The organism is Candidatus Erwinia haradaeae (assembly GCF_900698955.1).
GTDB lineage: Bacteria > Pseudomonadota > Gammaproteobacteria > Enterobacterales > Enterobacteriaceae > Erwinia_E > Erwinia_E haradaeae_G.
Genome location: NZ_LR217720.1, coordinates 737,877 through 764,256, shown reverse-complemented (window position 1 = coordinate 764,256; position 26,380 = coordinate 737,877). Strand labels below are relative to the sequence as shown.

Here is a 26,380-nt window from a genome sequence, read left to right as displayed (position 1 = left end):
GCTATCCGCTATTGCGATTTTCGATTATATGATCATATAAATTTCTCTGTATTTGGAGGTGTACATATTATATTAGTGTATTGTACATACACATATTATTTATATAAATTGTATATTTGAGTAAAAATATTTATTAGCATGATTTTGTATCGTGCACAGAAGAAATGGTACGAAACTTTATCACAACATCTGTAATCTTCTTTATGCATCACCTACATGTTACGCTATAGTGATCTAGATCCTCGATAATATAACTATTCTTTTATTATGGTTTTTATATATGAATACAAGTATTTCTTCTAGTCTGATAACTAATAAACCAACGTATTTTGTACGCGTGTGCATTTTGTACTCAACTAAAAATGTGATTATATAGTATAAACAAGCTCTATAATATCCTGAGATATTCAGAGTAAATCTGAAGAAAGATGTCTTTTAAGATTTTTGATTCTTATCAGCCTTAGGAACTATTACCCCTTTTAGTAGTACAAGGAAAACTCCAATACAAATTGCGATATCAGCAATATTAAAGGTAGCAAAATGCCAATTAGTCATATATAAGTCAATAAAATCAACAACAAAACCACGGTGTATTCGATCGTATAGATTCCCTAATGCTCCACCTATTAATAAGGCATGTGCACAATTATGTAATTTACTCCTAGGTTGACTGTAATACATATTAATCAGTAATATCATCAGAAGAAAGCTAGTGATAGCGGATAAGAACCAGCGTTGCCATCCGTCTTGGTCAGAAAGAAAACTAAAAGCTGCACCAAAATTATGAGCATAATAAAGGTTCACACACGGTATGATAGATATTGATTGATGAAGTAGTAGATGTGTAGTTACCCATTTTTTACTTAGAATATCAAGATTGAGTACTATGAAAGATATCCATAACCAACGCAGTCTACAAGATCTTAAGTCTTTATGTATCATACAAATTTACGTTCCTCACCATGCCCAAATATATTAGCAATGCAGCGGTTACAAATGTCCTTGCATATATGATTATAGCCAATATTTTTGGTATAGTGCCAGCATCGCGGACATTTTTGAGTGTTTAGTTTTTTTAAAACAATTTTGACATGTTTAAAGAGAGTACTTTGATATGCATCTTTCGGTGCATTGGCAATATCTAAGACTTCCGCTCCAGATGTAAGTAAGAGAAAACGTAATTCATCACGGAGGTTCATTAATTTCTCTGCCAACTGTTGATTGACGTAGAGTGTGACGCTGACTTCTAATGCATTTCCTATACGTTTAGCAATACGTTCCTGTTCAATTACTTTATTCACCTCTCCACGTACTGTAATTAATTCATCCCAATACATATTATTCATTATCTCATGATCAGAGAGGCTGAATAATTCATTAAACCATTCTTCAGTAAATACATATTGCGCTCTTTTTCCAGGTAGATAATGCCATATTTCATCTGCTGTAAAAGATATAATCGGTGCTATCCAGCGCACTAAAGCTTCAGAAATATACCATAATGCTGTTTGGCAGCTGCGGCGCGCCAAGCTATCAGCTTTAGCTGTATATTGGCGGTCCTTGATAACATCAAGATAAAAGGCTCCCATTTCAATTGAGCAAAAGTGCATGATGCGCTGTACTACTTCATGAAATTGGTAGGTCTCATAGGAAGTAATAATAGCATTTTGCGCCTCTAAAGCACGTCCGATAGCCCATCGGTCTAATACGAGCATGCTTTCCTGACTGACCCTATGTGTAGTGGGATCAAATCCAGTAAGATTAGCTAGGAGAAAACGTGCAGTATTACGGATACGACGATAGCTATCAATAGAGCGTTGTAAAATTTGCTCAGAAAAAGCAATCTCTCCAGAATAATTAGTAGATGCAACCCATAAACGCAAAATATCCGCACCAACTGTGTCGATAATATCGCGTGGGCTTACAGTATTATTCTGTGATTTTGACATTTTGCGTCCTTGACCATCCACTGTAAATCCATGAGTAAGAACCTGTCGATATGGTGCTATACCTTTCATGGCCGTAGATATAATTAAGGATGACATAAACCACCCACGATGTTGATCGGATCCTTCTAGATAAAGGTCAGGAATATGACCACGATATTCAGGTAATGCATCAAGAACTGAGTAGCTGGTAGAGCCTGAATCAAACCAAACATCTAACGTATCCGATACTTGAATATAGTTTTTAGCATCAGACCCGAGTATTTGAGAAGGATCTAAATCCCACCATGCTTGAATGCCATTCTTTTCAACAAGCTTCGCAACAGTTTCTAGGATGCCTAGGGAATCAGGATGTAGTTTTTCAGTTTGTTGATGAATAAAAAGTGCCATAGGTACACCCCAAGTGCGTTGTCGTGAAATGCACCAGTCTGGACGACTCGTAAGCATTGCATGCATCCGCTTTTGACCCCATCCTGGAATCCAGTATACGTTTTGTATCTGTTGTAAAGATTTTGCGCGTAGCCTGTTTTTGTCCATACTAATAAACCATTGTGGGGTGACACGAAAGATAATGGGACTTTTATGACGCCAGCAATGTGGATAGCTATGCTGAATTTTTTCTAAGTGGAGTAGTGCGTGATTTTTACGTAAAATTTCTAGAATGATGGCATTGGCTTGAAAAACATTTATACCATCTAATTTAGAGAAAATTCCAGACCGATAACAACCGTCTGGTCCTACTGGATTAATAGTTTGTATGGCATATTTTTGACTAACATCGTAGTCATCGATACCATGATCAGGTGCGATATGTACTATTCCTGTACCCGTATCTAAGATGACATTCTCATTTAAAATAACAGAAGGGATGTATGTGAGAAATGGATGTTGGAATTTAATACCTGCAAGGGTTTTTCCTGGTATATTTCCTAGTACCTTCCATGTCGGTATCCCAATACAATTCATAACTTTATCAACCATATCTGTAGCGAGTATGAGCGCCCGGTCTATGATCTGGACTAGTTGATAACTAATTGTTGGATGTACTGAAATAGCACGATTCGCAGGAAGAGTCCATGGAGTGGTAGTCCATATGACTAGTGAAATTGGGCCATCCACACATGCATTATGAAATTTTATTTGTATTTCTTTTTTCTCTATGGCATTAAATAGAACCATGATAGATGGAGATGTTTTATCATAATATTCTATTTCAGCGTCTGCCATAGCAGACCGACAATCTAGACACCACGGTACGGGTTTAGTACCTTTATAAAGGTGACCATTTGCAATAATTTTTCCAAGTGCTCTAATGATATTGGCTTCGGTATGAAAGTTCATTGTTTGATAAGGATGATGCCATTCACCGAGGATTCCAAGTCGGACAAACTCAGATTTTTGTGCGTCTATCTGCTGAGAGGCATATTGACGACATGCAATACGAAATTCTGCTTGACTAATTTGTATTCCAGGTTTACCAGAGGTTTTCTCTACTTTGTGTTCTATTGGTAAACCATGGCAGTCCCAACCAGGTATATAAGGTGCATTATAACCCGAGAGGTTTTTAGATTTAATAATGATATCTTTTAAGATTTTATTAACTGCGTGACCAATATGAATATTGCCATTAGCGTAAGGTGGTCCATCATGTAGTAAAAAGGTTTTTTTACCTTTTTTTGATGCTCGTATCATATCATATAGTTTATCATCATACCAACGTTTCAAAATGCGAGGTTCATGTTTAGATAAACGTCCCCGCATCGGGAAATTTGTTTTTGGTAAATTCAAGGTTGTTTTATAGTCAATCATTAGATTTCATATTCCATCTTAATTAGCATTCTTGAATGACAATTTAACATCAAACGCAAAACGAATATTTTTATATTACAATGGTATCGATAAAATCGTATAGCGATGAATTGTAAGTTATGTGGATGAGATATATTAATATATACAATGTTATTTGAGCGCTGTTGTTTGATCAGCTCTACCATAAAGCGTTATTTGCTTTTTATGAAAATTTATATATGGGACCTATATATTTTCAATAATCTATCTCTGCTTTATTGAGATCATTTGTAATATACTACTTTTATTGCTTTGTGTATGAATTGTATTCAATTTATACATGTTTTGGAAAATATCTTGAAAATTTATCTCTTTGAAAACAACAATAGCAAGATGATACTCATATACTTGTCGCTTACTGTGCATGTATGAAATGTATAAACATACAGTAGTTACAGCATAAATCGCCTAAAAATACAATAGCATATACTATAAAATAGTATACGTTTCTGCCATGACTTGTACTGATTAATCTAAGACAATTCTGAATGCCATAGTTGTCTTATGTTATATCGGGTGAGAATTTGTTTTCATATATTATGCAACTGAGTTAATACAAAAATGATGATGGGAGACAATATGCATACTTACATAGTACATAGTTTATCACAATATATATTCTACGATTAGATCAAATGGCCAGGTCCGTTTATCCAATATAGGTTTTTGTGTCGAGTGGGTAGGTAGTATATAGCCACATAGTGTGGTTATTATGATATTCTAATATCTATAGATCTTGTAAACACAAAACCGCACGAAGATAACATTTCTCTTTATGTTGAATACCGAGACCTAAGTATAGGATGATCATATAGTTAATACACAAAATATACATTAATTTACATTCCTAATGATGATACATAGTCGATGTTATGCAATATTTTTAGATGTTTATTCTGTAGATATGGTAATACATAAATATTTGGACAATATCATTGATAAATGTGTGTATTAACATTTTGCTATTGCAACCGATGTTAATATTATTCGATTGGTAATGCTTTTACTATAACTAGAGTGATGAGAATAGTTTGTCGTTGTTTATATACAGTAGGTTCAATGATTGTGAATAGTTTTTTGTGGCATAATTAATTTTTGATGATTCTGTTGTATGTTTTGTTCTTTTGAGTGCATTTTATTTTGAAAAGAAATGTGATATTTGTCGAATGTGTCATTGTAGTATACGACATGTATCTAAAGGATTGATAAGTAGAAGGCATATAGGTACAATAATCTTCTTGCATGTATTGGACTGATATTTATTGAATGGACAGTAAGGTTTTTCTTATGTTTTTTATTACATCGTGTACTATATGTGTATCTAAATTTATCATGTTGGTGAATTTTAGAAATTTGTTGACAAGGGTTATGATAAAGGAAATAATTTTCTAAAATTTTATCATACATAGTATCAATATTTAGGAGTATAATTTTGGCTAATATTAAGTCAGCTAAAAAACGAGTGATTACGGCTGAAAAACATCGTAAACATAATGCAAGTCATCGCTCAATGATACGTACTTTTATCAAAAAAGTTTATACAGCTATCGTTACCGGTAATCAAGAAGGTGCCAAGAGTGCTTTTCATGCTATGCAGACACTTATAGATCGTCAAGCTTCGAAAGGGCTTATTCATAAAAATAAAGCTGCACGACATAAAGCCAATATTAGTGCGAAGATTAAGAAAATGCCTGTTCTATAAGATGAATGAGATGATGAATGTAGCATGGTTGATTATCAATCTTATATTTTATAACTTCAGTTTTATTTTAGAGTAACAGTTACTTTTCGGTAGTTATATTACTGTATTTGCAAGATTTCATAGTATTTCATTAATGTGCACTTATACCTTTACCGAATATATGCGTCCATATTCTTACAGATTCTTATAATCGGTATATGTTGTATGCATAAAAGATGACTGGATACTTTAACATTCATAAATAATTCACACATGTCTTAAAGGTGAAGTATTACACGAGTATGCATCCTTGATATTAGTAAGTAGATGTTACTAATATATGATGTCACATCAATAACATGATTAACTACTTCTACCTCTCTAAAAAAATCTGCATAGAATATCAATATAATAGATTAGGCATGTGGCGCTATGTAGAATATGACGCATGACATAATATATGATAGTCAATAATATTGGAGTTTTTTAAAAAACAAAGAGAAGTTTTTCTCATCTTACTATTTTGGATACATGACGATATTACGCTCAAACATATTATTTTGTGGTTTTATTGAGAGCCTATGACTTCAGTCGTAAGAAACAAAATCAATGAATTTATTATAAGATACTACATAAATCAATACAAGGGAACGTTCACACAAAATACTGTAATGTTAAGTAATGAGTTGACTTATATAATAAGAATATTTTGCTGCCTCAGGGAAAATTATTAGTGGTTGGTTCAGTGTTGAAAATTATAAATATATGGAATAATTATCTTCCTTTATCATTTATATGATGCATGGGAGAATTTTGTATATCTTTATTTAACCACCTTCCTAGATCTATGAGTTGACAATGTTTTCTACAAAAGAAACGCCAATTATTTTTTGTTCCAGATAACACTTATACAGTAAGTGGGACAATACACTTTTTTATATCATTCATAATGATAGATTGTACGTAGAGTATGGGTATTGACCAGGCGACTGATAATGATTAGTAATGATAGTTTGAGTATTAGCAGAATTTTGTTTTTTCCATATTACAGTTCGTAATATTTTCATCTTAACTCAGAGATTTTCATTCTCATGTTTTAACATTTTGAACTAATATACAGATGCAGACACCATTATGCACCTGTATTATCCTAGATAAATAATGCATTAATATTCTATTATATAAAAATATATACTATTCAATATTATTGAATAGTATATATGGGATAAATACTATTGAAAAGTATCTTTGGGATTCCCTTCAAATAAAAAAGAGATTATAGATTTTTCTTCTTTTCTCGCTGCTCATAACTATTCTATGCCATCTTTGATGGCTATCTATGTCATATATTCGTGTAGTATGCGGTTATATCGTATAATGATACGTACCACCGCACCTTTAAAGATTGCTTTCTTTCTTCTCTTCAGTCATTTTTAAAATTTGTGAAGGATACCAATGCTGTCAATAATATGCGACCATACGTGCATCCAACTGTTTAGTTGCATAGAGAAGAGCTTGAATTATATTTCATATCCTGAATATTCAATATATCCATGGTGCTAATATTATGAGAGAAATCATCAGCTAGTGAAGAAAAATCTGTTATTTTATATACGGTATAATAATGCCATGACTGATTTCGAAATATACTTTCTTACCACAGTGAACCTAGACAATGACTATTTTATAAATAGTAAGCTCCATGACTATCAACGGACGCTTTTATGTATCATGCAGAATTCTGCATTTTATAATCAACATATGACATGTGAACGTACACTAGATTGTAAGATAGATGATATCTTGGAGCGGGAAACGAGACTTGAACTCGCGACCCCGACCTTGGCAAGGTCGTGCTCTACCAACTGAGCTATTCCCGCTGATGTTGTTTGATTATACAATATCATAATTATAATAATAACTACATTATATATAATACAAGCATTATTTTTTTATACAACCTTTTTGTTTCTTTTCCATCTTTTAGGTATCGAGTTATGTCTTATTTGTTGTGCAATATTACATCGTATTACTGATTGGATCAGTAAATATGATTATCCTGTATCACTCTAATCAATTATGGATGCTTAAAAAACTCCTTTGTCGAGAAATCAAAGAGAAGCCTTTGCATAACCCCTTGTGCCCAGAAGTAGTACTAGCACCAAGTTCCAATATTGTTCAATGGTTGAAAATATCGTTTGCTGAAGAATTTGGTATTTCTGCTAATATCGATTTTCCATCATCTGAGAATTTTATATGGGATATGTTGAATCGTGTGTTACCTATGTGCTCCAGGAAGAGTGGTTTCAGTAGACTTAGCATGCGTTGGAAGATGAGAGCTATTTTTTCAAGTTTACTGTTAGATGAGCGCTTTTTTATGCTTCACCACTACCTCATTGATGATAAAGAAAATCATAAATTATTCCAGCTGACATCATGCATGGCATCTTTATTTAAGGAATATCTTGTACATCATCCCCAGTGGTTATATCAATGGGAGCATTTCCAAAGAGAAGCAACGTTAGGAGAGGCTCAGATGTGGCAAGCACCACTATGGATTGCATTAGTGGCATATACTTGTCAGATAACAGGACAAGAATGGGGTTTTGCTGATCTTTTTCAGAAATTTATTTCTATTCTTAAACATTCAATAATTTGTCCGCCTAACCTTCCTGAAAGAGTGTTTATTTTTGGTTTGTCAACACTACCTATATCTTATATAGAGGCGTTAGGCGTACATATAGATGTACATATTTTTTTTGAGAATCCATGTCGTTATTATTGGGGTAATATCAAAGATCATGTATCTTTAACTACAATACAACATCATCACCGTTATCACTATATAGATCATCATCCAATGCCGCAATTTCGTGATGCAGAGAGTGTTTCTTCTTTATTTAACACGGTCGGTGAGCAGAAATTAAGCAATCCTTTATTATCTTCATGGGGTCAAGCAGAGAAAGAGAATCTTTTTTTTGTTGTGCAGAGTGCAGCTAAAGAAGTATGCGCTTTTATCGACATGGATCCCTGTAATCTTTTACAGATTTTAAAGCGTGATATATTAGAACTAGAAGATCACTCACTTCTTGGTTTGAAACGTAATGAGACAATGGATAGTCGCGGGAAGCGTGTGATATCTTTAGATGATTGTTCAATCGAGATCCACTTATGCTGTAGTTTATATCATGAAGTGGAAGTTTTACAGGATCAATTGTTAGCGATGATGGTAGATGATCCAGCACTGACAGTTCGAGATATTATGGTGATGGCTGCAGATATTAATCTTTATGTACCTTTTATTGAAGCTATTTTTAGTCCCGTAGTATCGGGTCGAGGTTTACCATTTTATATTTCCAATAATCAGCTTATCCAAAATAACCCATCCACTAAGGTTTTCCACATCTTATTGCGTCTACCAGAAAGTCAGTTTACAGCTGAAGAAGTGCTGGCTTTACTTGAATTTCCTGCCGTTGCTCAATGTTTTGGTATTAATAAGGAGGGTTTATTATTATTACGTCGCTGGATACCAGAGTCAGGTATACGATGGGGTTTAGATGATCAAAGTATGCACGATTGTGATATAGTTATCACCACTCAGAATACTTGGCAGTTTGGATTAACTCGCATGTTATTAGGTTATGCAATAAATAGTGAAGCAGGCGAGTGGAATGGTATTTTACCTTTTGATGAGTCTAGTGGATTGATTGCAGCACTAGCAGGGAATCTTTCTGAATTTATCATGTGTCTGAAGAAATGGAGAAATCGTTTAATAGAACCGTTAAGTTTAAGCAACTGGTTACCTATATGTCGTCATATTCTTGATGATTTTATAAAGAAAAATGCAGACAACGAACAAGAATTAGCATTTATCGAAGATCACTGGAATAGAGTGATTAATCATGGAATACAAGCTTTGTATCATGACACAGTACCATTATCTCGCCTTCGAGATGAACTTGATCTGTATTTTAACGAACAATCGATAAGAAACCCTTATCTTCCGGGAGCTATCAATTTTTGTACTCTGAGGCCCATGGCCTGCGTTCCCGTTAAAGTAGTATGTTTATTAGGGATGAATGAAGGGGTATATCCACGTACTATATTACCACTGAGTGTGGATTTAACACATGACAAAGGGGTGCATACACACACACAGAAGGATAATAATAGTTATTGGAATAGTGAAAAATACACTTTTTTGGATGCTCTACATAAAGCGAGCAAAAAATTTTATATCAGTTATGTTAATAAATCCATACATGATAACACAGTATGCTATCCATCACTTTTAGTGAGTGAATTAATGGAATACATTAGCTATAGTTTTGTTTTATCTCAGGATATAGAAAAAGATATTGCTAGTAGTTCTGTTGCGCTCACCAAACATTTGCAACATGTACATCATCGCATTCCGATTGCCCATCAGAACTTTTTTGATTGGGGTCAATCATGTGGAGTGTGTTCTCCATGGCTCCTTGTTAGTCAGACAAAAGACCCCCTTTATCATAATTTGAGTCGTATTGCTTTGCAAGAGGCGACCACTAAATTAAGCATAGATACGTTAATAAATTTTTGGCGACATCCAGTACGACGTTTCTTTCAATTGCGTCTTAATACTACTTTTGAGAGAGATACCATCACTGTATCTGATACAGAGCCGTTTGTGGTAGATAATATTACTCGTTACCAGGTAGATAGTCAGTTGTTACAGGCTCTTATGAATCAAAAGGATGAATGGTTGCTGTATAATCGTTTTAAAGCAGCAGGCATACTGCCCTATGGCGCGTGGGGGAAAGTATTTTGGGAAGAAAGAGTCACTGAAATGAGCCATCTGGCTGCCAAAATAGCTCCACATTATGCACCTCTACCAAATAGAGAAATTTTACTAAACATTAATAACTCACTATTACTTACTGGTTACTTAATGCCAGTTCAGGATCATGGATTATTACGCTGGCGTCCTGGAGTCTTAAATTTTAAAGATGCATTAATACTATGGTTAGAACATTTAGTATACTGTGCCACAGGTGGAAGTGGAGTAAGCCTCATGTTAGGTTTAAAAGATAGTTTGTGGCGTTTTTTGCCATTATCTGCCGATGTAGCTACAAAGTATTTACTTCATTATATTAATGGATATCTATTGGGAATATCTGCTCCTTTATTGCTGACGTCTTCCGGAGGTGCATGGCTACAGGCATGTTTTGATAAAGATCGATGTATGATAAAATATGATGAGAATACACAGAATCAGGCACGCAGGAAGTTACTACAATATTGGTATGGCACTGATTACATAGGCGGTGAGAAAGACGATATTTTTCTACAGAGGTTATTACCACACCTAAATGCTACTAATATCAAGGATATGATGCTGGCAGCAGAAAATTGGTTAACTCCTATTCTACAACACCATCAAATAGACTCATGTTAGCATATAACATAATCAATCATTTTCCATATGATATATTGTCATTCATGCCATATAGTTTTTATTATTAGCCCGATGAATTTTTAATCATTGGGCGCATGATTTATATAGCAGGTCTTCTAATAAAGCATACCTAGATTTAAAATATTGTCATTTTGCATGTACGGAGCAAGCGCCCACCTATAGATGGGCCGGTTTTATCGTTCTAAATAATAGCATACCTCTATTTCTTATACTAAAGAGCAGACAGGTAGGTCATTGATGTTTTAGTTTATTAAACACTGTAGTATAGTTCGAATTCCACGGGATGTGGGGTACGGTATACATATTCCATTTCTACCCTGCGTAATTGAATATAAGCTTGTATGGCGTTGTCGGTAAATACATCGCCACGAGTTAAAAATGCATGATCTTTCTGCAAGACAGTAAGAGCTTCGTCTAGTGAACTAGCTACTTTTGGCATGATAATTTCTTCGGAAAATGGTAGCTTATAGAGATTTCTATCCAACGCTTCTCCTGGGTGGATTTTATTCATGATGCCATCTAATCCAGCCATGAGCATCGCAGTAAAACATAAATATGGATTAGCTGCTGGATCAGGAAAGCGTACTTCAATTCTGCATGCTTGCGAGTTGCTAACCACCGGAATACGGACGGAAGCTGAACGATTACGAGAAGAATAAGCAAGTATCACCGGCGCCTCGTAGCCTGGTACTAAACGTTTATACGAGTTTGTAGTTGGGTTAGATAATGCATTAATTGCTTTAGCGTGTGTAATGATTCCGCCAATGTAAAATAGAGCGGTTTCAGATAGTCCGCCGTATTGATTACCAGAGAATATATTAGTATTATTTTTATATAAAGACATGTGACAGTGCATGCCAGAACCATTATCACCAATGATGGGTTTAGGCATAAAAGTAGCAGTTTTCCCATAAGAGTTAGCGACATTGTGTACTACGTACTTATAAATTTGAATTTCATCTGCTTTTTTAGTCATAGTATTAAAGCGGGTAGCTATTTCATTTTGACCTGCGCTAGCTACTTCATGATGATGCGCTTCCACTACTAAACCCATATTTTCCATCATTAAACACATAGTAGAACGGATATCCTGTGATGAATCAACTGGAGGGACAGGAAAATACCCTCCTTTAAGACAAGGACGGTGTCCTTTATTGCCACCGATGTATTTTTTGCCAGTATTCCAGCAAGCTTCAATATCATCAATAGCAACATATGAACCAGAAGCGTTGCATTGAAAACGAATATCGTCAAACAGAAAGAATTCAGGCTCTGGACCAAAAAATACAGCATCTGCAATACCAGTGGTTTTTAAAAAATCCTCAGCGCGTTTAGAAATAGAACGTGGATCGCGGTCATATCCTTGCATAGTGTTTGGTTCTAGAATATTACAACGAAGAATAAGGGTGGGATCTAGAAAGAATGGGTCAAGGACAGCGGTGATAGCATCTGGCATTAAAATCATGTCAGATTCGTTAATATCTTTCCAGCCACTAATAGAAGACCCGTCAAACATTTTCCCTTCTTGAAAGAGGTTCTCATTTACTCGATGGGAAGGGATAGTCATGTGCTGCTCTTTACCTTTAGTGTCAGTAAAACGAAGGTCAACAAATTTAACTTGATGATCTTGAATCATTGACAGAACATATTCAGCTGACATATTTAACTCTCCTAAATTGTGTTAGATTTTGATCTTTTAGGGTCTTACTTGTCTATTTCTACACGTATCACAATTATCATTGTGAATATTACATGGATATCTGTATAGACAATAGAATTCATCCTTGGATAGATTGCATAAAATGCATGCCAATGTTTTTTGGGTCAAGACCTACTATAGTATTTAGTTCCTTTAGAGAAGTTTCATTATTGATTTTGCGTCATTTATCCGTCAATAAAGAGAGTTCATGGTACAACCATCCCTCTTGGAATATATTATGGCCAAGCCACAGATACTTTAGTATATCATTTTGCGGTAATTTTTTGATGAGCGATGATGATCAATATCACTGTGTATACTTGTAACTAGATATTTCTCTATAACTTATGGAGACAAGCACCTGCTTTCCAACTACGGGGTGTAGCAATATTATAGACCTATCTATCTGAAGCATCATCAACTCCTACTTAATAGTCATAGTAATATTGGGAAATCTATGAGTATTTATTCTTGTGTACTTCCAGCAATATCCTCTTGAGGATGTTGCTTGGAATTTAGAAGAATTAGATGTTATATACTCTGTATCCACGAGCCTTGTGTCATTACAAGTAATTACAGAGTATTAGTTTGTTCTTTTTAATGATTGTATTACTCTTCGAGACCAACTGAGTTTATTGACTGTTATTAGAATGTGTACTAAAAGAAAGCATAGATAAATATAATCAACATGAAAAGATATTCTGTATGTAAGAGGGTGGGTTGTTTGTGATGATTCCCGATAGATCGTTTGCATTGACGACGTTAATTGTATTTGTCATAATTTATTGCTAGCTTGTTATAAACATTAACGCATGATTATAAATATATATATCTGATTTTTTTAAATCCACTATATCAATGCATTTTCCTATGGATCAATGAATGATCTCTAAGCGCATATAGTTTTGTGTATATAATGTCTCATTGGATATTTCACTAACTAAAATAGAGATCATTATACTGGGTTTTTGATCTACAACGCTTGCACCTCAAGACATTGATATTATTTGCAGGTGATAAGATAAATCTTATGTATCTTATGAGATACAGTCTGGTAGTATACTTCTTTTTCAAGGCTATCATTTTTAAAATATTAAGAGCAGTTTGCTTCTTGCATATCGGTATGTATATTTTATATAGCTCTATGATGTATGAGATAAATACACTTATGTATGATATAATATCCATATACCGTATATTTGAAGGGTGATCGATTTCTAAAAAAACAAAATATATAATTAGACATTATACTGCATAATCAGACAATGAAAACATTTTTATATTGGTGTTTATTTTATAGAATTTGGCAGTATGTTAAATAATAGGTTAAAACTATTGTATCTAGTTGTAGTGCATAGGAACTAATTATACTTTTGAGGCATGTGAATATAGCATAATATATTACTGCTAATATCTGAGGAAAAGATGTGATTGAGAATTTGCGTAATATTGCTATTATTGCCCATGTTGACCACGGTAAAACTACGTTGGTCGATCAACTCCTTCTACAATCTGGCACTTTTGATGCTAGAACTGAGGTGACTGAGCGTATCATGGACTCCAACACCTTAGAAAAGGAGCGTGGGATTACGATTCTTGCAAAAAATACTGCCATTCAATGGAATGGGTATCGTATTAATATCGTTGATACCCCTGGCCATGCTGATTTTGGGGGTGAGGTTGAACGTGTTATGTCCATGGTTGACTCTGTCCTGTTAGTAGTGGATGCGATTGATGGGCCGATGCCGCAAACACGTTTTGTAACAAAAAAAGCCTTTGAAAATGATCTTAAGCCAATTGTCGTAGTGAATAAAATTGATCGTCCGGGTGCTCGTCCCGATTGGGTCGTAGATCAGGTTTTTGACCTCTTTATTAACTTAAATGCCCATGACGAACAACTGGATTTCCCAGTAGTTTATACGTCTGCTGTAAACGGTACGGCAGCATTAGACCATCGGGATATAGCGGAGAACATGACTCCTTTATATGAATCCATTATTAAGTATGCGCCTCCACCACAGGTGGATGCAGACGCGCCGTTTCAGATGCAAATATCTCAGTTAGATTATAATAACTACGTTGGAGTCATTGGGATTGGTCGCATTACCGGTGGTAATGTGAGACCTAACCAGAATGTTTCTATTATTGATAGTAATGGGAAAACACGTAATGGTAAAGTGAGTAAAATACTGACCCATCTTGGTTTAAAGCGAATAGAAACAAATAAAGCTGAAGCTGGTAATATAATTGCGATTACTGGATTAGGGGAGCTGAATATTTCTGACACCATTTGCGATCCACAGAATATGGTAGCACTACCAGTGTTAAATGTCGATAAGCCAACTGTGAGTATGTATTTTAATGTCAATAAATCTCCATTTTGTGGAAAAGAAGGTAAGTTTTTAACTTCACGTCAAATTTTTAACCGTCTTCAAAAAGAGCTAGTACATAATGTAGCATTAAGAGTAGAAGAAACTGATGACACTGATACATTCCGAGTATCAGGTCGCGGTGAGCTACATTTGTCTGTATTAATTGAAACGATGCGTCGTGAAGGGTTTGAACTATCAGTGTCACGCCCTAAAGTTATTTACCGCAATATAAATGGTGGCATACAGGAACCATTTGAGAGTGTGGTAGTAGACATTGAAGAGCTACATCAGGGAGGTGTGATGAAGGCTCTAGGTGAGCGTAAAGGGGATGTAAGGGGTATGGTTTCTGACGGTAAAGGTCGCATTCGTCTTGATTACTGCATCCCATCTCGTGGTTTAATTGGTTTTCGTACCGAGTTTATGACTTTAACTGCTGGTACAGGTCTTTTGCACTCCACTTTTAGCCATTACGATGATGTTCGTGTAGGTTCAATCGGGCAGCGTCAAAATGGTGTTCTTATCTCGAATGGGCAGGGGAAGGCAGTCGCGTTTGCTTTATTTAATCTTCAGGATCGTGGTAAATTATTTATTGGTCATGGTGCTGAAGTATATGAAGGGCAAATTATAGGTCTACATTCACGCTTAAACGATCTCACAGTAAATTGTTTAACTGGTAAGAAGCTGACCAATATGCGTGCTTCTGGCACCGATGAAGCACCCACTTTAGTACCGGTCATAAAAATGTCTTTAGAGCAAGCTTTGGAGTTCATTGATGATGATGAATTAGTAGAAGTGACGCCACGGTCTGTGCGTCTTCGGAAACGATATTTAACAGAAAGTGACCGTAAACGAGCTAATCGTCAATCTCTGAAAGTTTCATGATATAAGCGGTGAATGATTCTTAATTTTTAGTATCCAATACTACTAATATTTGGATATTCGATATACCATTTAAAGATGATTGCGGTACTATGTACTATAGTACATACTCCATTTATATTTCACGTCAAAGCATCTTTGTTTGGTGATTATCATCATGATGTATCATGCTTCGTATTTAACATGTTTTAGTAGTTTTTCTGGAAGAGCAAATGGTTAGACACAGGAGTTTTTGTAGATCATTAGACATTACAAGAATGTTAACTTTCATCTCTGCTTATCTGATATGATCATATTTCTCTTAGGGAAGACTGTTAGGTATATCGTTTTTTCCAGGTGTGCAATTCTGATGTTTTATATCTTTAAATATCAGAAGCGAGGTATCATGTACTATTACAGGTATACATTGACACTACCTTGGATAACAATAAATAAGAACGCCAAATATTATATGACTAGTATATCTTATAAAAATATTTTAATTATCACGAATTGCATTTAGGCAACTGATGCAAAGGTCTAAGCAGTAGAACCCTTACACCTCTTCTAGTGAACATTTCTTTGATTGAAGTAGTTTTGGATATATGTATTCTATTTTTCAAAAGGATAGAAAATATCACCTTTAGTATGGAACGATACGTATAACACGGTGTGTGGTCCGCTAAGATGCTCATGTTTCTGAATTCTTGCGTGACTGATAGATCATCAGGAAAGACTATACGATATTCTATCGCAGTAGGTTTTAAGTATAGATATGATAGGTTATAATCTTTTTGGGACCTCCAAAACATGAATTATCGTAGCAACGACATATAATATATAAAAATATTAGCTATTTTACTAAATGTGATGTTCTGGTAGAGTATTGATGAGATCATGCATGGATGAAATCCGTGCATGATCTTCAACTTAAGTGATACAATTATTAATGGATGGGAGAAAAAGCATGGCTAGTCGAGGGGTAAATAAAGTCATTTTAGTGGGTAATCTCGGGCAGGATCCGGAAATACGATATATACCTAATGGTAGCGCTGTTACAAATATCACTTTAGCTACTTCTGAAAGCTGGCGAGATAAGCAAACTGGAGAGACAAAAGAAAAAACCGAATGGCACAGAGTAGTGCTCTTCGGTAAATTAGCTGAAGTAGCATGCGAGTATCTTCGTAAAGGCTCTCAAGTCTATATTGAAGGATCCCTACAGACACGTAAGTGGACTGATCAATCTGGTATTGACAAATATACTACGGAAGTAGTGGTGAATGTTGGAGGAACCATGCATATGCTGGGTGGACGTGCCCAAAATAATATAAGCGATAATAGTGGATGGAATCAGACAAAAGGTGTGAATCCATTTAGTAATGATACGACTTCAGCTCGTCTAGTATCACAAAAGTCTCAGAAAGATAATATAAGCACTAATAATGAAGCATTAGTTGATTTTGAAGATGACATCCCTTTCTAGAGAGGCTCAGAGCGGATATATTTGATTATGCAGTAAGTATGATATGAGGGGCTATTATAACCTATATGATAGTCATCACGTGTATATCTAAAAATATTAATTGATAGATACTATATAATACAGTATTTTGACGAAAATATAACACGATACATCATCATATGACACTCAATATAATTATAGTGCATATGTTACGATGTATAGTAGAAGCACAACAGATATATTCACACTTACCGTTTTAAGCATTGAGACCAAAAGGTATTTATATCCCCTTACTAATAAGAAAACACTTTTATTATAATTAAAAGCTGTATATCTTGTATTTAGCATATCTCATTACTATAGTAAAACATATTATGATAGAATATCGTGTAGTCTTTCCTGATGATCTATCAGTCACGCAAGAATTCAGAAACATGAGCATCTTAGCGGACCACACACCGTGTTATATGTGTCGTGTCATACTAAATATTGTGTGTTGCTATTTTAGAAAGGATAAGATGTACATATCACACAATATTTGGATCGAGCAAGTATATTGCTCTATGTATTTTTTACAATGAGTGTTTTTGAGTATCGTATTATTTAATTGGTTTATGCATACCATCATGTAAGGACACAAGATCTGTCAATTACGATGCTGTAGGTGGATTAATTATAACTGAACTAGATTTCTATTATCATTTTGTATTAAGATTGGAATATATTCTTTTTATTTAATGAAGGTAATAGTGTATTATAACAGAATGATTCTGTGTCTTAGCAGAATAAGCGGTAGAAGAATACAATATAATACATATATGAGAGAAAGGAACGACTTGGTATGTACGAACTTATATCTGCGTGTCTTAGTATAAGTGATACCATTCTGCTGATATAAGTGTTGATTTATCATAGTGATCGATGCATGCAGATATGAGATGATAATCTTGGTCATATACGATAGTTGATCTAACGGCAGAAGTCAGATAGAATTATAGGCATAATGATTATACATACTTTATATTGTGAAGAACAAGAATGTATCGATAAACTCTACTAATGTCTATATAGAAGAAATAATATAACTTCATAGAAGTGGACTAAAAAAATAAAATAATCGCTCTACAATGCGCTTCCAATATGCGCGTTGCAACCAGCTATGAGCATCTATTAAACATGATTGAGCGATATACTGATTTTGAATACATGCTAGTTCATTGCCAAATTCATGATTATCAATCACTATGGTAATCTCAAAGTTTAACCATAAACTGCGCATATCCAGATTAACTGTGCCAACTAAGCTTAACTGGCCGTCAATTAAAATACTTTTACTATGTAACAGACCACCCTCAAACTGATATATTTTAACTCCAGCTTCAAGTAGTTCACTAAAAAATGCCCTACTAGCCCATCGGACTAGAAAAGAGTCATTATGACGCGGGATGATAATATTGACATCTACACCACGATAAGAGGCGATACAGATAGCGTGTAATAGATCATCGCTAGGAATTAAATAAGGAGTAGTAATGATTATTTTTTTTCGTGCTGAGAACACTGCGATTAAGATTGCTTGATGGATCATATTTTCTGGTAAACCTGGACCAGATGCAATGACTAGAATAGTATGATCGTGGTTTTTCCGTAAGAATGTAAGGTTATCATTAGGTGGCGGGGGTGAAATGCGTTTTCCAGTTTCCATCTCCCAATCACCAGAATAAATAATCCCCATTGTAGCGGCAATCGGACCTTCCATACGCGCCATTAAGTCTACCCACTGACCAACCCCTGTATGTTTCTTAAAAAATCGAGGATCTACTAGATTCATACTACCGGTATAGGCAATGTAGTTATCAATCAGAACTACTTTACGGTGTTGGCGTAAATCCATTCTTCTCAAGAAAATCCTAAGAAGACTTACCGGTAGTGCTTCAACTACATCAATCCCCGCATTTCGCATGAGATTAGGCCATTCTGTACGGAAAAATTCTACACTACCGGCAGAATCCAGTAATAGACGACAATTCACACCGCGCTGTGCAGCTGCTATGAGCGCCTTTGCAACCTCGTCAGCTTGCCCACCTGGCTGCCAGATATAAAAAACCATTTCAATATTATGACAAGCGTGTTGTACATCATAGACCACCGCGCGTAGTGTATCATGACTATTAGTCAGGAGTTTTAGTTGATTACCTGTAATTCCTGCGATGCCTTGGCGGTTTTCACATAGTTGAAATAGTGGTTGAGCGAGATCACTATTTTTTTTAGAACAAAGGTGTTGGATGGAGTGTAAATTCTTAAATAAAATAACCATCGAAGGCCACATATTACGCGCACGCTCAGATCGGCATTTACCTAAGTGTAATTCTCCTAGGGAGAGATAGGCAATAATCCCTAATAGTGGTAAAATATAAATAATTAGTAGCCAAGTCATAGCAAAAGGCACTGAACGGCGCTTGAGTAAGATACGAAAAGTTATGCCGGCAATTAAGATCCAGTAAGACATTACTAGTAGCCAGCTAAAAATAGTGTAAGAAGTGGTCATCAAATCAATAGTCCTGTTTACGGGCCTATGTTGACTATATGAAATAAACTAGAATTTTTAATAAAGGTGGCCCACAGTAGAATCATTATAACATATACTCAGGGTGTTGTTATTTAGGCTACTTCTTTCATTTCAATCTATATAATATAGTTGTTATCAGGATTCCGTCGCGTTTTGTTGTATATGAGGCACTGTTTATAGTGACTAAATAACCGTGTATATTAGCCATGTAATACGGTAACTGTCATGGGTGTATATGTTGAATATTAGTTGTATCAGTTGATTCATTATAGTGATGCTTAATCTGGTAATAGCTTATGTGTATTGATATTAAGGTTGAATCATCAGTCGTTTCGATCGAATCATGTATGATATTCTAAGCGTTATATAGTGTTTTATGCACAGTGGAAGATTGGTATTCTAGACATGTGCCATTATTGTATTAAGTGAGTGATAACCTATGCTGTAGTAGAAATTATATACAATTAATGGATGTAACAATGATATAAAATATTATATAAGGGTGTCTGTCATTATAGCACTTACTAAAAATATTTAGCCTGATTAATTTTTTTCTGTCACCATTGTGTGTTAGCTTGATAAGAATAAATTATTTTGCCGGTGAATCATATTGAGCATGTTAGTCTATGAAAGACTATTAAAGTACGACTCATTATCTTGGACCTGATTGCAAGATGCAATGTTTTAAAGTCAGACAATAACATGTCTATTATAATTTATGATAGAGGGTTATGATGTGATCATTAGGGCTGTATCTATTAAGATAGTTCTAGTAAAATATTCATTCCTACTTACCACCTCAAAGAGTATAGACGCTCAGTGCTATGGTAGTTATTGATAGGGTGCGCTAATTACATTGTCAGAAAAAGGACAGGTTTTGAAATATTTTCTTATTTTTTTAGTGATAATTGTGATGCTTGTTTTTTCTATTATTTTAGGCGCTCATAATGATCAAGTTATCACTTTTAATTATCTAATTGGTCAAGATGAATTCCATATTGCGACTTTATTAGCTATAGTATTTTCTATAGGATTCTTTCTTAGTTGGATTATTTGTGGCATGTGTTGGTTGCGTGTTCGTGTTTCTTTAGCTCACATGAAGCGTAAAGTAATACGATTACAGAGCCAGCTAGAGGTGAAAGAAAACGCTATACTCACTTCAAAAAATCTATCATTGAGAAATCATAGTTGATGTTAGAAATTTTCTCCCTCTCTCTATATCTTTTCATTTTAGTGTGTAGATCAGCTGTAGTATCGGTATCATTTAGGGATTATAGTATGTCCAAATTGTTTTGTGATATTATGGATGATTATGTATATTGTAAGATTCTCAAGGTCAATCCCTCTATCATGGCAGATGTCATCAAAAATAGTATGAGACTAGAAGGTTTTTTTGCTCTTGAGATATTACATAGTGCGCGTGAAAAGATGAATTATAAAATTTATGGTTAATAGAATGTTTATAACTATTTCTCTCATCATATGAACTTATTGCTTAATGAATGAGCAGAGATCATATGCGCGTAGTCACCGGTGAGTGTCATTTTTGTAGAAGATACATATAACAATCAGGAAAGAAAAAATTTTTACATCAGTGCATTAAGATAGTTTTTATTTATTTTCTAGAAAATTTCAGAGGGGTTGTGTGCTATTGATATAGTAGAAGAATGGGTGTTTTATACAATATTCCGATGTAGGTAGATGTGACAAATATGTACGATAAAAAGCATTCATAGTAAGAGGTAGTTATGATCTTGTTATAGACAAGAATTTATAGCATTAGGCGATCGGTATATATTATTAGGATGCTTAAATATTCATAAGTATTTATGGTCTACATATAGACAACTCTAATATTGTTATTTAATACAGAAAAAATTCTATGTGATTATCAAAAAGATACGGGAGTGGATGGATTGGATCTGAAGTATACTAAAGTATTTTTAGTGAGATGTATCCTCAAAATAGGATAACTATCTTAGATCATTTATAATAATATTTATTCAGGATGGCAATAAACTTTAAAATATTATATGGCTATCTTAGTTACATTTATTGAAGTTTTACGGTCATGACTATTACATTTCTTGTAAAAATTCCAATATGTCTTCTTTATTGCGAATGGGTTTTCAAATATCTGATAGGTGTACCAGTATTGATCAGAAAAGATGTGGACAGTTTTTAACTAGCGTACAATCTATAATTTGATCAGATCAAAACATACATATTCTATTCTTAAATATTAAGTCAACTATTTATTTTAAAATTGATAACTGTAACCTAATAAGATAAAATAGCAAAGCATCAGATGATTGTATGTTTCTGCATGATAGGTGTGGTGTTTGTTCAGTTAGTGATGAATTGGATCATGGACGCATCTTTGATATTTTTGGCTGTTATGCTATATGTGCTTTTATACACTATCGTGTGTTTTTAAAAAGTTTAAATGATAGATATATCTTTATTTTAGGTGATATTTTCCAGGTATTCAACTGCTTGATATTGCATACTTGGTGTATAATTCTAAAAATTATACGTAGTGTTTGAAAAGAGACCTAGGTTGTGTCTTTATTGACGAAATTTAATACTCATTAACATGTTATATATACATCATATAATGATGCTTTTGTGTCTTTTGGAAAAATAACCTATTCTATAGATGCGATAGAATATTGAAGAGTATTGTATCAATATTATTAATGTATATTTTAAATACACATACTGAGAATCTTGATAGTGGAGTGGTGAGATGGAAACATAGAACTTGTCATATGAGAATGCACCTCTAGCTATATGCCTTTTACATAAGGCGTGCATAGATCGTGCATAGATGATAATCTACATACAGTGTACCGGTATGATAAACGATAAATATGATGGAGTATTTTACTGTTTTTAATATGTGTAATGTTTATATAGATGTGCAGATTACAGTTATTTATTAACGGTTCTGTCTTTTTATAATCTATAATAATATCTAGTGTGTGACACACTAGATATTGCGTAATTTACTTTATGGCACTAGAGGTGTTATAGCGCTTCGATAGTACGGAATTTCTGCATGCCATCCATGAAGATTACCTTTTCTTAAGACAGTCAGATTATAGCGCGAGAATTAAATTACTTAATTGTACTTTCTAGTATTGCAGATAGAGAAATTATTTTAATTTAGTGCTTGCTTTTAATAAAAAATGATAGATAATATTTTAGATAGTATTTAATTACGTTTTATGGGGGATGTATGACCCATTCTGCAATGGTAATCTATAAACCCGGTCAGGTCCGGAAGGAAGCAGCCGTAATAGATGATTCATGTGCTAGGATATGGTCAGCACAGCCCCCTCCATCTTACTATATTGGCATAGATCAATATATATTACTATTTTAATTATTATTTCATACAGAAAGATAATCGCTTTATATCTTAAGTGAATACATACATTTCGTATATTACTTTTTAATAGTCGCAGGGCTAATGATTTTATTATACATGAAGCCTCAACTTGAGGTGTATTTATGATGATTTTATCTCATTATTTAATGAATATATTTGACAGTATTCTTCGTATACTAAATATGTTGAGGTGTAACTTTAAAATAACTCTTATTCTGAGTGACGTATATTGTTAGTATATTGTAAGCAAAATGCATCCATCTGTGTGATTTACGTTCTAATAAAACTCAGAAATCTTTATATATTTAAAATAATATGTTCTTATATACATTTACTTAAATTACCAAGATTTTAAAATATCAAACTATTTGTCATGTGCTAGTGTGTATTGTACATGGCCATATCCATTACTGTAAAGAAAATTTGGTATGGATAGGTTTTGTTTTTATAGAGATTTTATCTCAATAGTTAGGACAAAACTGTTTATGTAAGTTACTTTTTACGTTTTATCCGCTTTGTAGGGGGATAAATATATTTATATTATCTGCATCGATTGCTCCCTGTGTTTACATTATTATGTTGATGTGTTCAATACACATCACAGATAAGTAAAATTTATATTCTCTGCAATATATTTATACTCTATCAGTATCAATATACTTTTTAAAAATGTTGTCTTTTGACAGCGTTTATACAATTGTTTGATAGTTTTGTGCAGAGTAGTAACTACCTTCTTTATTTTCTCATCAACGATGAGAGTATCGTATTGTATACACCGTATGCTTTTTTTTACTTGTGTGTAATGAAATGATTCGTGATATTTTGTTTTATGGAATGAACGACAAAAAGATAGTTAATTGCAATACTTAATTACTTCTTCATTTCATGGAGCCTATATAGTCGTTTATCTTTTATTTCAATTTTTTTTTGGAATATCCTAGAGCGTCTTGCTTCATTTATAAAGTGATGGTTGTTTAATATTTCCAGTGCTTCTTGTGATAACTGAGTGCGATATTTTGTAGCTAAAGATAGACCAGTGCTTTTCAGACCTTGTGATTTGAGCTTGTGTAAAAAACGAGCTGAATATGTTAAATCTGGATTCTTAAAGGATGCCTTGAGATGTTGACAGACATGCTGGTAATGAGGTATTTGACTCAGACTATCTAGTGTTTTGGCGATACGATTTAAGTCGTGCAATAGACGATGACCTATTTCTGATATTGAGTATTTCGTTTTGCCATAATCCATATTAATGGTTTGTCCAAATTTACGGCCTTCAGTAATCACTGCATTCCAATTTTGACGCGTAAAAGCTAATCCCATGCTATCTATGGATGGTGAATCAGCAAGTGCACACCAAATCAAAAACATGTCAAGAAAACGTATTTGTTCTGATTCAACCCCGATAGGTGAAAATGGATTAATATCTAGTGAGCGTACTTCTATATACTCAATACCCCTACGTTGTAACGCATCAGATTGAGATTCACCAGATAATGTCATGCGCTTTGGTCGTATCGGTATGTAGAGCTCATCTTCAATCTGCAGTATATTGGTATTTAGCTGTAGCCAGTTACCATTTTTGTCTTTTATTCCCATCGCCACAAATTCTTCTGAAGGAGTTTGAATCGCGGTTTTGAGACTAGATATATACTCTGATAAATTGTTAAAAGTAATGTCTAAGCTACTTTCAGACCGATTTATATATCCTAGATCGCTCAGTCGTAATGAGGTTGCGTATGGTAATGATAACATATCATTTTGACTGCGTTCAAATGGTAATGTACTTTCGCGACCGTTCATAAATGAGGGACAAATTGCTGGAGAGGCGCCAAAAAGATATGGGATGACCCAGCCAAGGCGATAATAGTTACGTATTATCTGTAAATATCCTTCAGAAATGGCTTCTTTGCCATCCTGTAAATTATATACCCCGGCCCATTCTTTCCAGAATGATAGCGGTAGAGAAAAATTGTAATGTATACCTGAAATCATTTGTATTAATGCACCATAGCGATTTTTTAATCCTTGACGGTAATGTGTTTTCATTTGACCAATATATGACGATCCATATTGCGCAAGTTGTATTTTTTGATTTGGGTGTATTTTGCATGGCATACTCATTGGCCACATAAGCTCATCACCTAATTCATTAGAAACATAACGATGTATATCGCGTAAAAAAGTTAATAGATGATCGATATCATTATAAACTGGCGTAATGAATTCTAATAATGCTTCAGCAAAATCGGTGGTAATCCACTGATGAGTTAAGGGTGAACCAAACGATTTTGGGTGCTGTGTGGTTGCAAGAAATCCATCAGGTCTAATACGCAGGGTTTCGCGTTCAATGCCGCGACCTATACCTTTAAGGCAGTTAGGATGAGCCTCTAACCAGAAAAGAGCGTCTGATGCATTTGGGATCACATTGACCTCCCGCTAAGAGAATTTTATTTTAATAAAACATGATATGTATCATACCTAAAATATCATGCATATGATAACGTAATGTACGGTATGACAAATAACTACTAATGATAGTGGTTCGATAATAGGTTGTATTCAATTGTTTAGAGCATTGCGTGTGGTCATACAAGGTATTATGGTTGTGATAATAATGTGATCAAATCATATAGCCTATACGGAAGGGTACCTAATAACTATTTATACAAAGGCAGGATACTGATATGTATTTCGTGATAATACACGAAAATTCATGACCCCAGCAGGCTATTTAATGATCTGACCAACTATATAGTGTATCGGACATGACATGTTGATTGGTCTTAATTTATATTGTTTATGATTATAATCTCTACATGAAGTGCGCCCAGATAAATGATTAAACTATTTCTTTACCTTATACTTCAGTGCATATTTTTTCTATAAAAAGATAAGAAGTGCTGCATAAGATAAAAAGAAAGTAGCGAATGTCTACAGAAAATAAAATCTATCATACATATGTATATGGGATAAAAGATTATGTTTAAAATATCTAGTTTATCACGATAAGACCATATTGGTTTATAATGTAAATCAGTATGTTAGGTTAACTCTATATCATGTCTGATACACGAACCTTAAAAGAATATTTTT

The 26,380-nt window shown here is 34.2% G+C and carries 11 protein-coding genes, 1 tRNA gene and 1 other RNA gene; 6 read left to right on the top strand and 7 right to left on the bottom strand.

The window, feature by feature from the left end:
• Positions 1–435: 435 nt before the first annotated feature.
• Both lspA and ileS read right to left on the bottom strand, forming a co-directional pair.
• Positions 436–942, bottom strand: coding sequence for a signal peptidase II (gene lspA / locus ERCILAFE3058_RS02410; protein ID WP_157989858.1), 507 nt, complete (start codon positions 940–942; stop codon positions 436–438).
• A complete protein-coding gene (gene ileS / locus ERCILAFE3058_RS02405) occupies positions 939–3,755 on the bottom strand; it encodes an isoleucine--tRNA ligase (protein ID WP_157989857.1) in 2,817 nt (938 codons plus the stop codon). The genes lspA and ileS overlap by 4 nt, the downstream gene beginning before the upstream one ends.
• A 1,471-nt stretch (positions 3,756–5,226) precedes the next feature.
• Here ileS and rpsT point away from each other — a divergent pair.
• On the top strand, positions 5,227–5,496 hold the full coding sequence (rpsT, locus tag ERCILAFE3058_RS02400; RefSeq protein WP_157989856.1) for a 30S ribosomal protein S20: 270 nt from the start codon (positions 5,227–5,229) through the stop codon (positions 5,494–5,496).
• Positions 5,497–6,249: 753 nt separating this feature from the next.
• On the opposite strand, the gene yacG is transcribed toward rpsT, so the two are convergent.
• Entirely contained in the window at positions 6,250–6,381 is a 132-nt protein-coding gene (gene yacG, locus ERCILAFE3058_RS03550; RefSeq protein ID WP_157989855.1) for a DNA gyrase inhibitor YacG, read from the bottom strand.
• Between the two features lie 898 nt (positions 6,382–7,279).
• Positions 7,280–7,355: transfer RNA gene (locus ERCILAFE3058_RS02390), tRNA-Gly, on the bottom strand.
• 170 nt (positions 7,356–7,525) lie between these two features.
• Here ERCILAFE3058_RS02390 and recC point away from each other — a divergent pair.
• Positions 7,526–10,909, top strand: coding sequence for an exodeoxyribonuclease V subunit gamma (gene recC / locus ERCILAFE3058_RS02385; RefSeq protein WP_157989854.1), 3,384 nt, complete (start codon positions 7,526–7,528; stop codon positions 10,907–10,909).
• 271 nt (positions 10,910–11,180) lie between these two features.
• Here the strand turns inward: recC and glnA are convergent, their stop codons facing one another.
• Positions 11,181–12,590: a glutamate--ammonia ligase gene (gene glnA, locus ERCILAFE3058_RS02380; RefSeq protein ID WP_157989853.1), complete on the bottom strand. Its 1,410-nt coding sequence runs from the start codon at positions 12,588–12,590 to the stop codon at positions 11,181–11,183.
• Positions 12,591–14,056: 1,466 nt separating this feature from the next.
• Here glnA and typA point away from each other — a divergent pair.
• Positions 14,057–15,883, top strand: coding sequence for a translational GTPase TypA (gene typA / locus ERCILAFE3058_RS02375; RefSeq protein ID WP_157989852.1), 1,827 nt, complete (start codon positions 14,057–14,059; stop codon positions 15,881–15,883).
• A gap of 943 nt (positions 15,884–16,826) precedes the next feature.
• Positions 16,827–17,342 (top strand): single-stranded DNA-binding protein, encoded by a 516-nt coding sequence (locus ERCILAFE3058_RS02370; protein ID WP_157989851.1) that lies wholly within the window; start codon positions 16,827–16,829, stop codon positions 17,340–17,342.
• Positions 17,343–18,408: 1,066 nt separating this feature from the next.
• Here ERCILAFE3058_RS02370 and cls read toward each other — a convergent pair.
• Positions 18,409–19,869 carry a cardiolipin synthase gene (gene cls, locus ERCILAFE3058_RS02365; protein WP_157989850.1) on the bottom strand — a complete coding sequence of 487 codons (1,461 nt, stop codon included), beginning with the start codon at positions 19,867–19,869 and terminating at the stop codon, positions 18,409–18,411.
• 898 nt (positions 19,870–20,767) lie between these two features.
• On the opposite strand from cls, the gene ERCILAFE3058_RS02360 reads away from it, so the two are divergent.
• Both ERCILAFE3058_RS02360 and ffs read left to right on the top strand, forming a co-directional pair.
• Positions 20,768–21,082: a LapA family protein gene (locus ERCILAFE3058_RS02360; protein WP_157989849.1), complete on the top strand. Its 315-nt coding sequence runs from the start codon at positions 20,768–20,770 to the stop codon at positions 21,080–21,082.
• A gap of 2,047 nt (positions 21,083–23,129) precedes the next feature.
• An RNA gene (gene ffs / locus ERCILAFE3058_RS02355) (signal recognition particle sRNA small type) lies at positions 23,130–23,227 on the top strand.
• A 927-nt stretch (positions 23,228–24,154) separates the two neighbouring features.
• Here ffs and gshA read toward each other — a convergent pair.
• Complete coding sequence (gene gshA / locus ERCILAFE3058_RS02350; RefSeq protein WP_157989848.1) at positions 24,155–25,711, bottom strand: glutamate--cysteine ligase; 1,557 nt, start codon at positions 25,709–25,711, stop codon at positions 24,155–24,157.
• Between the last annotated feature and the right edge of the window lie 669 nt (positions 25,712–26,380).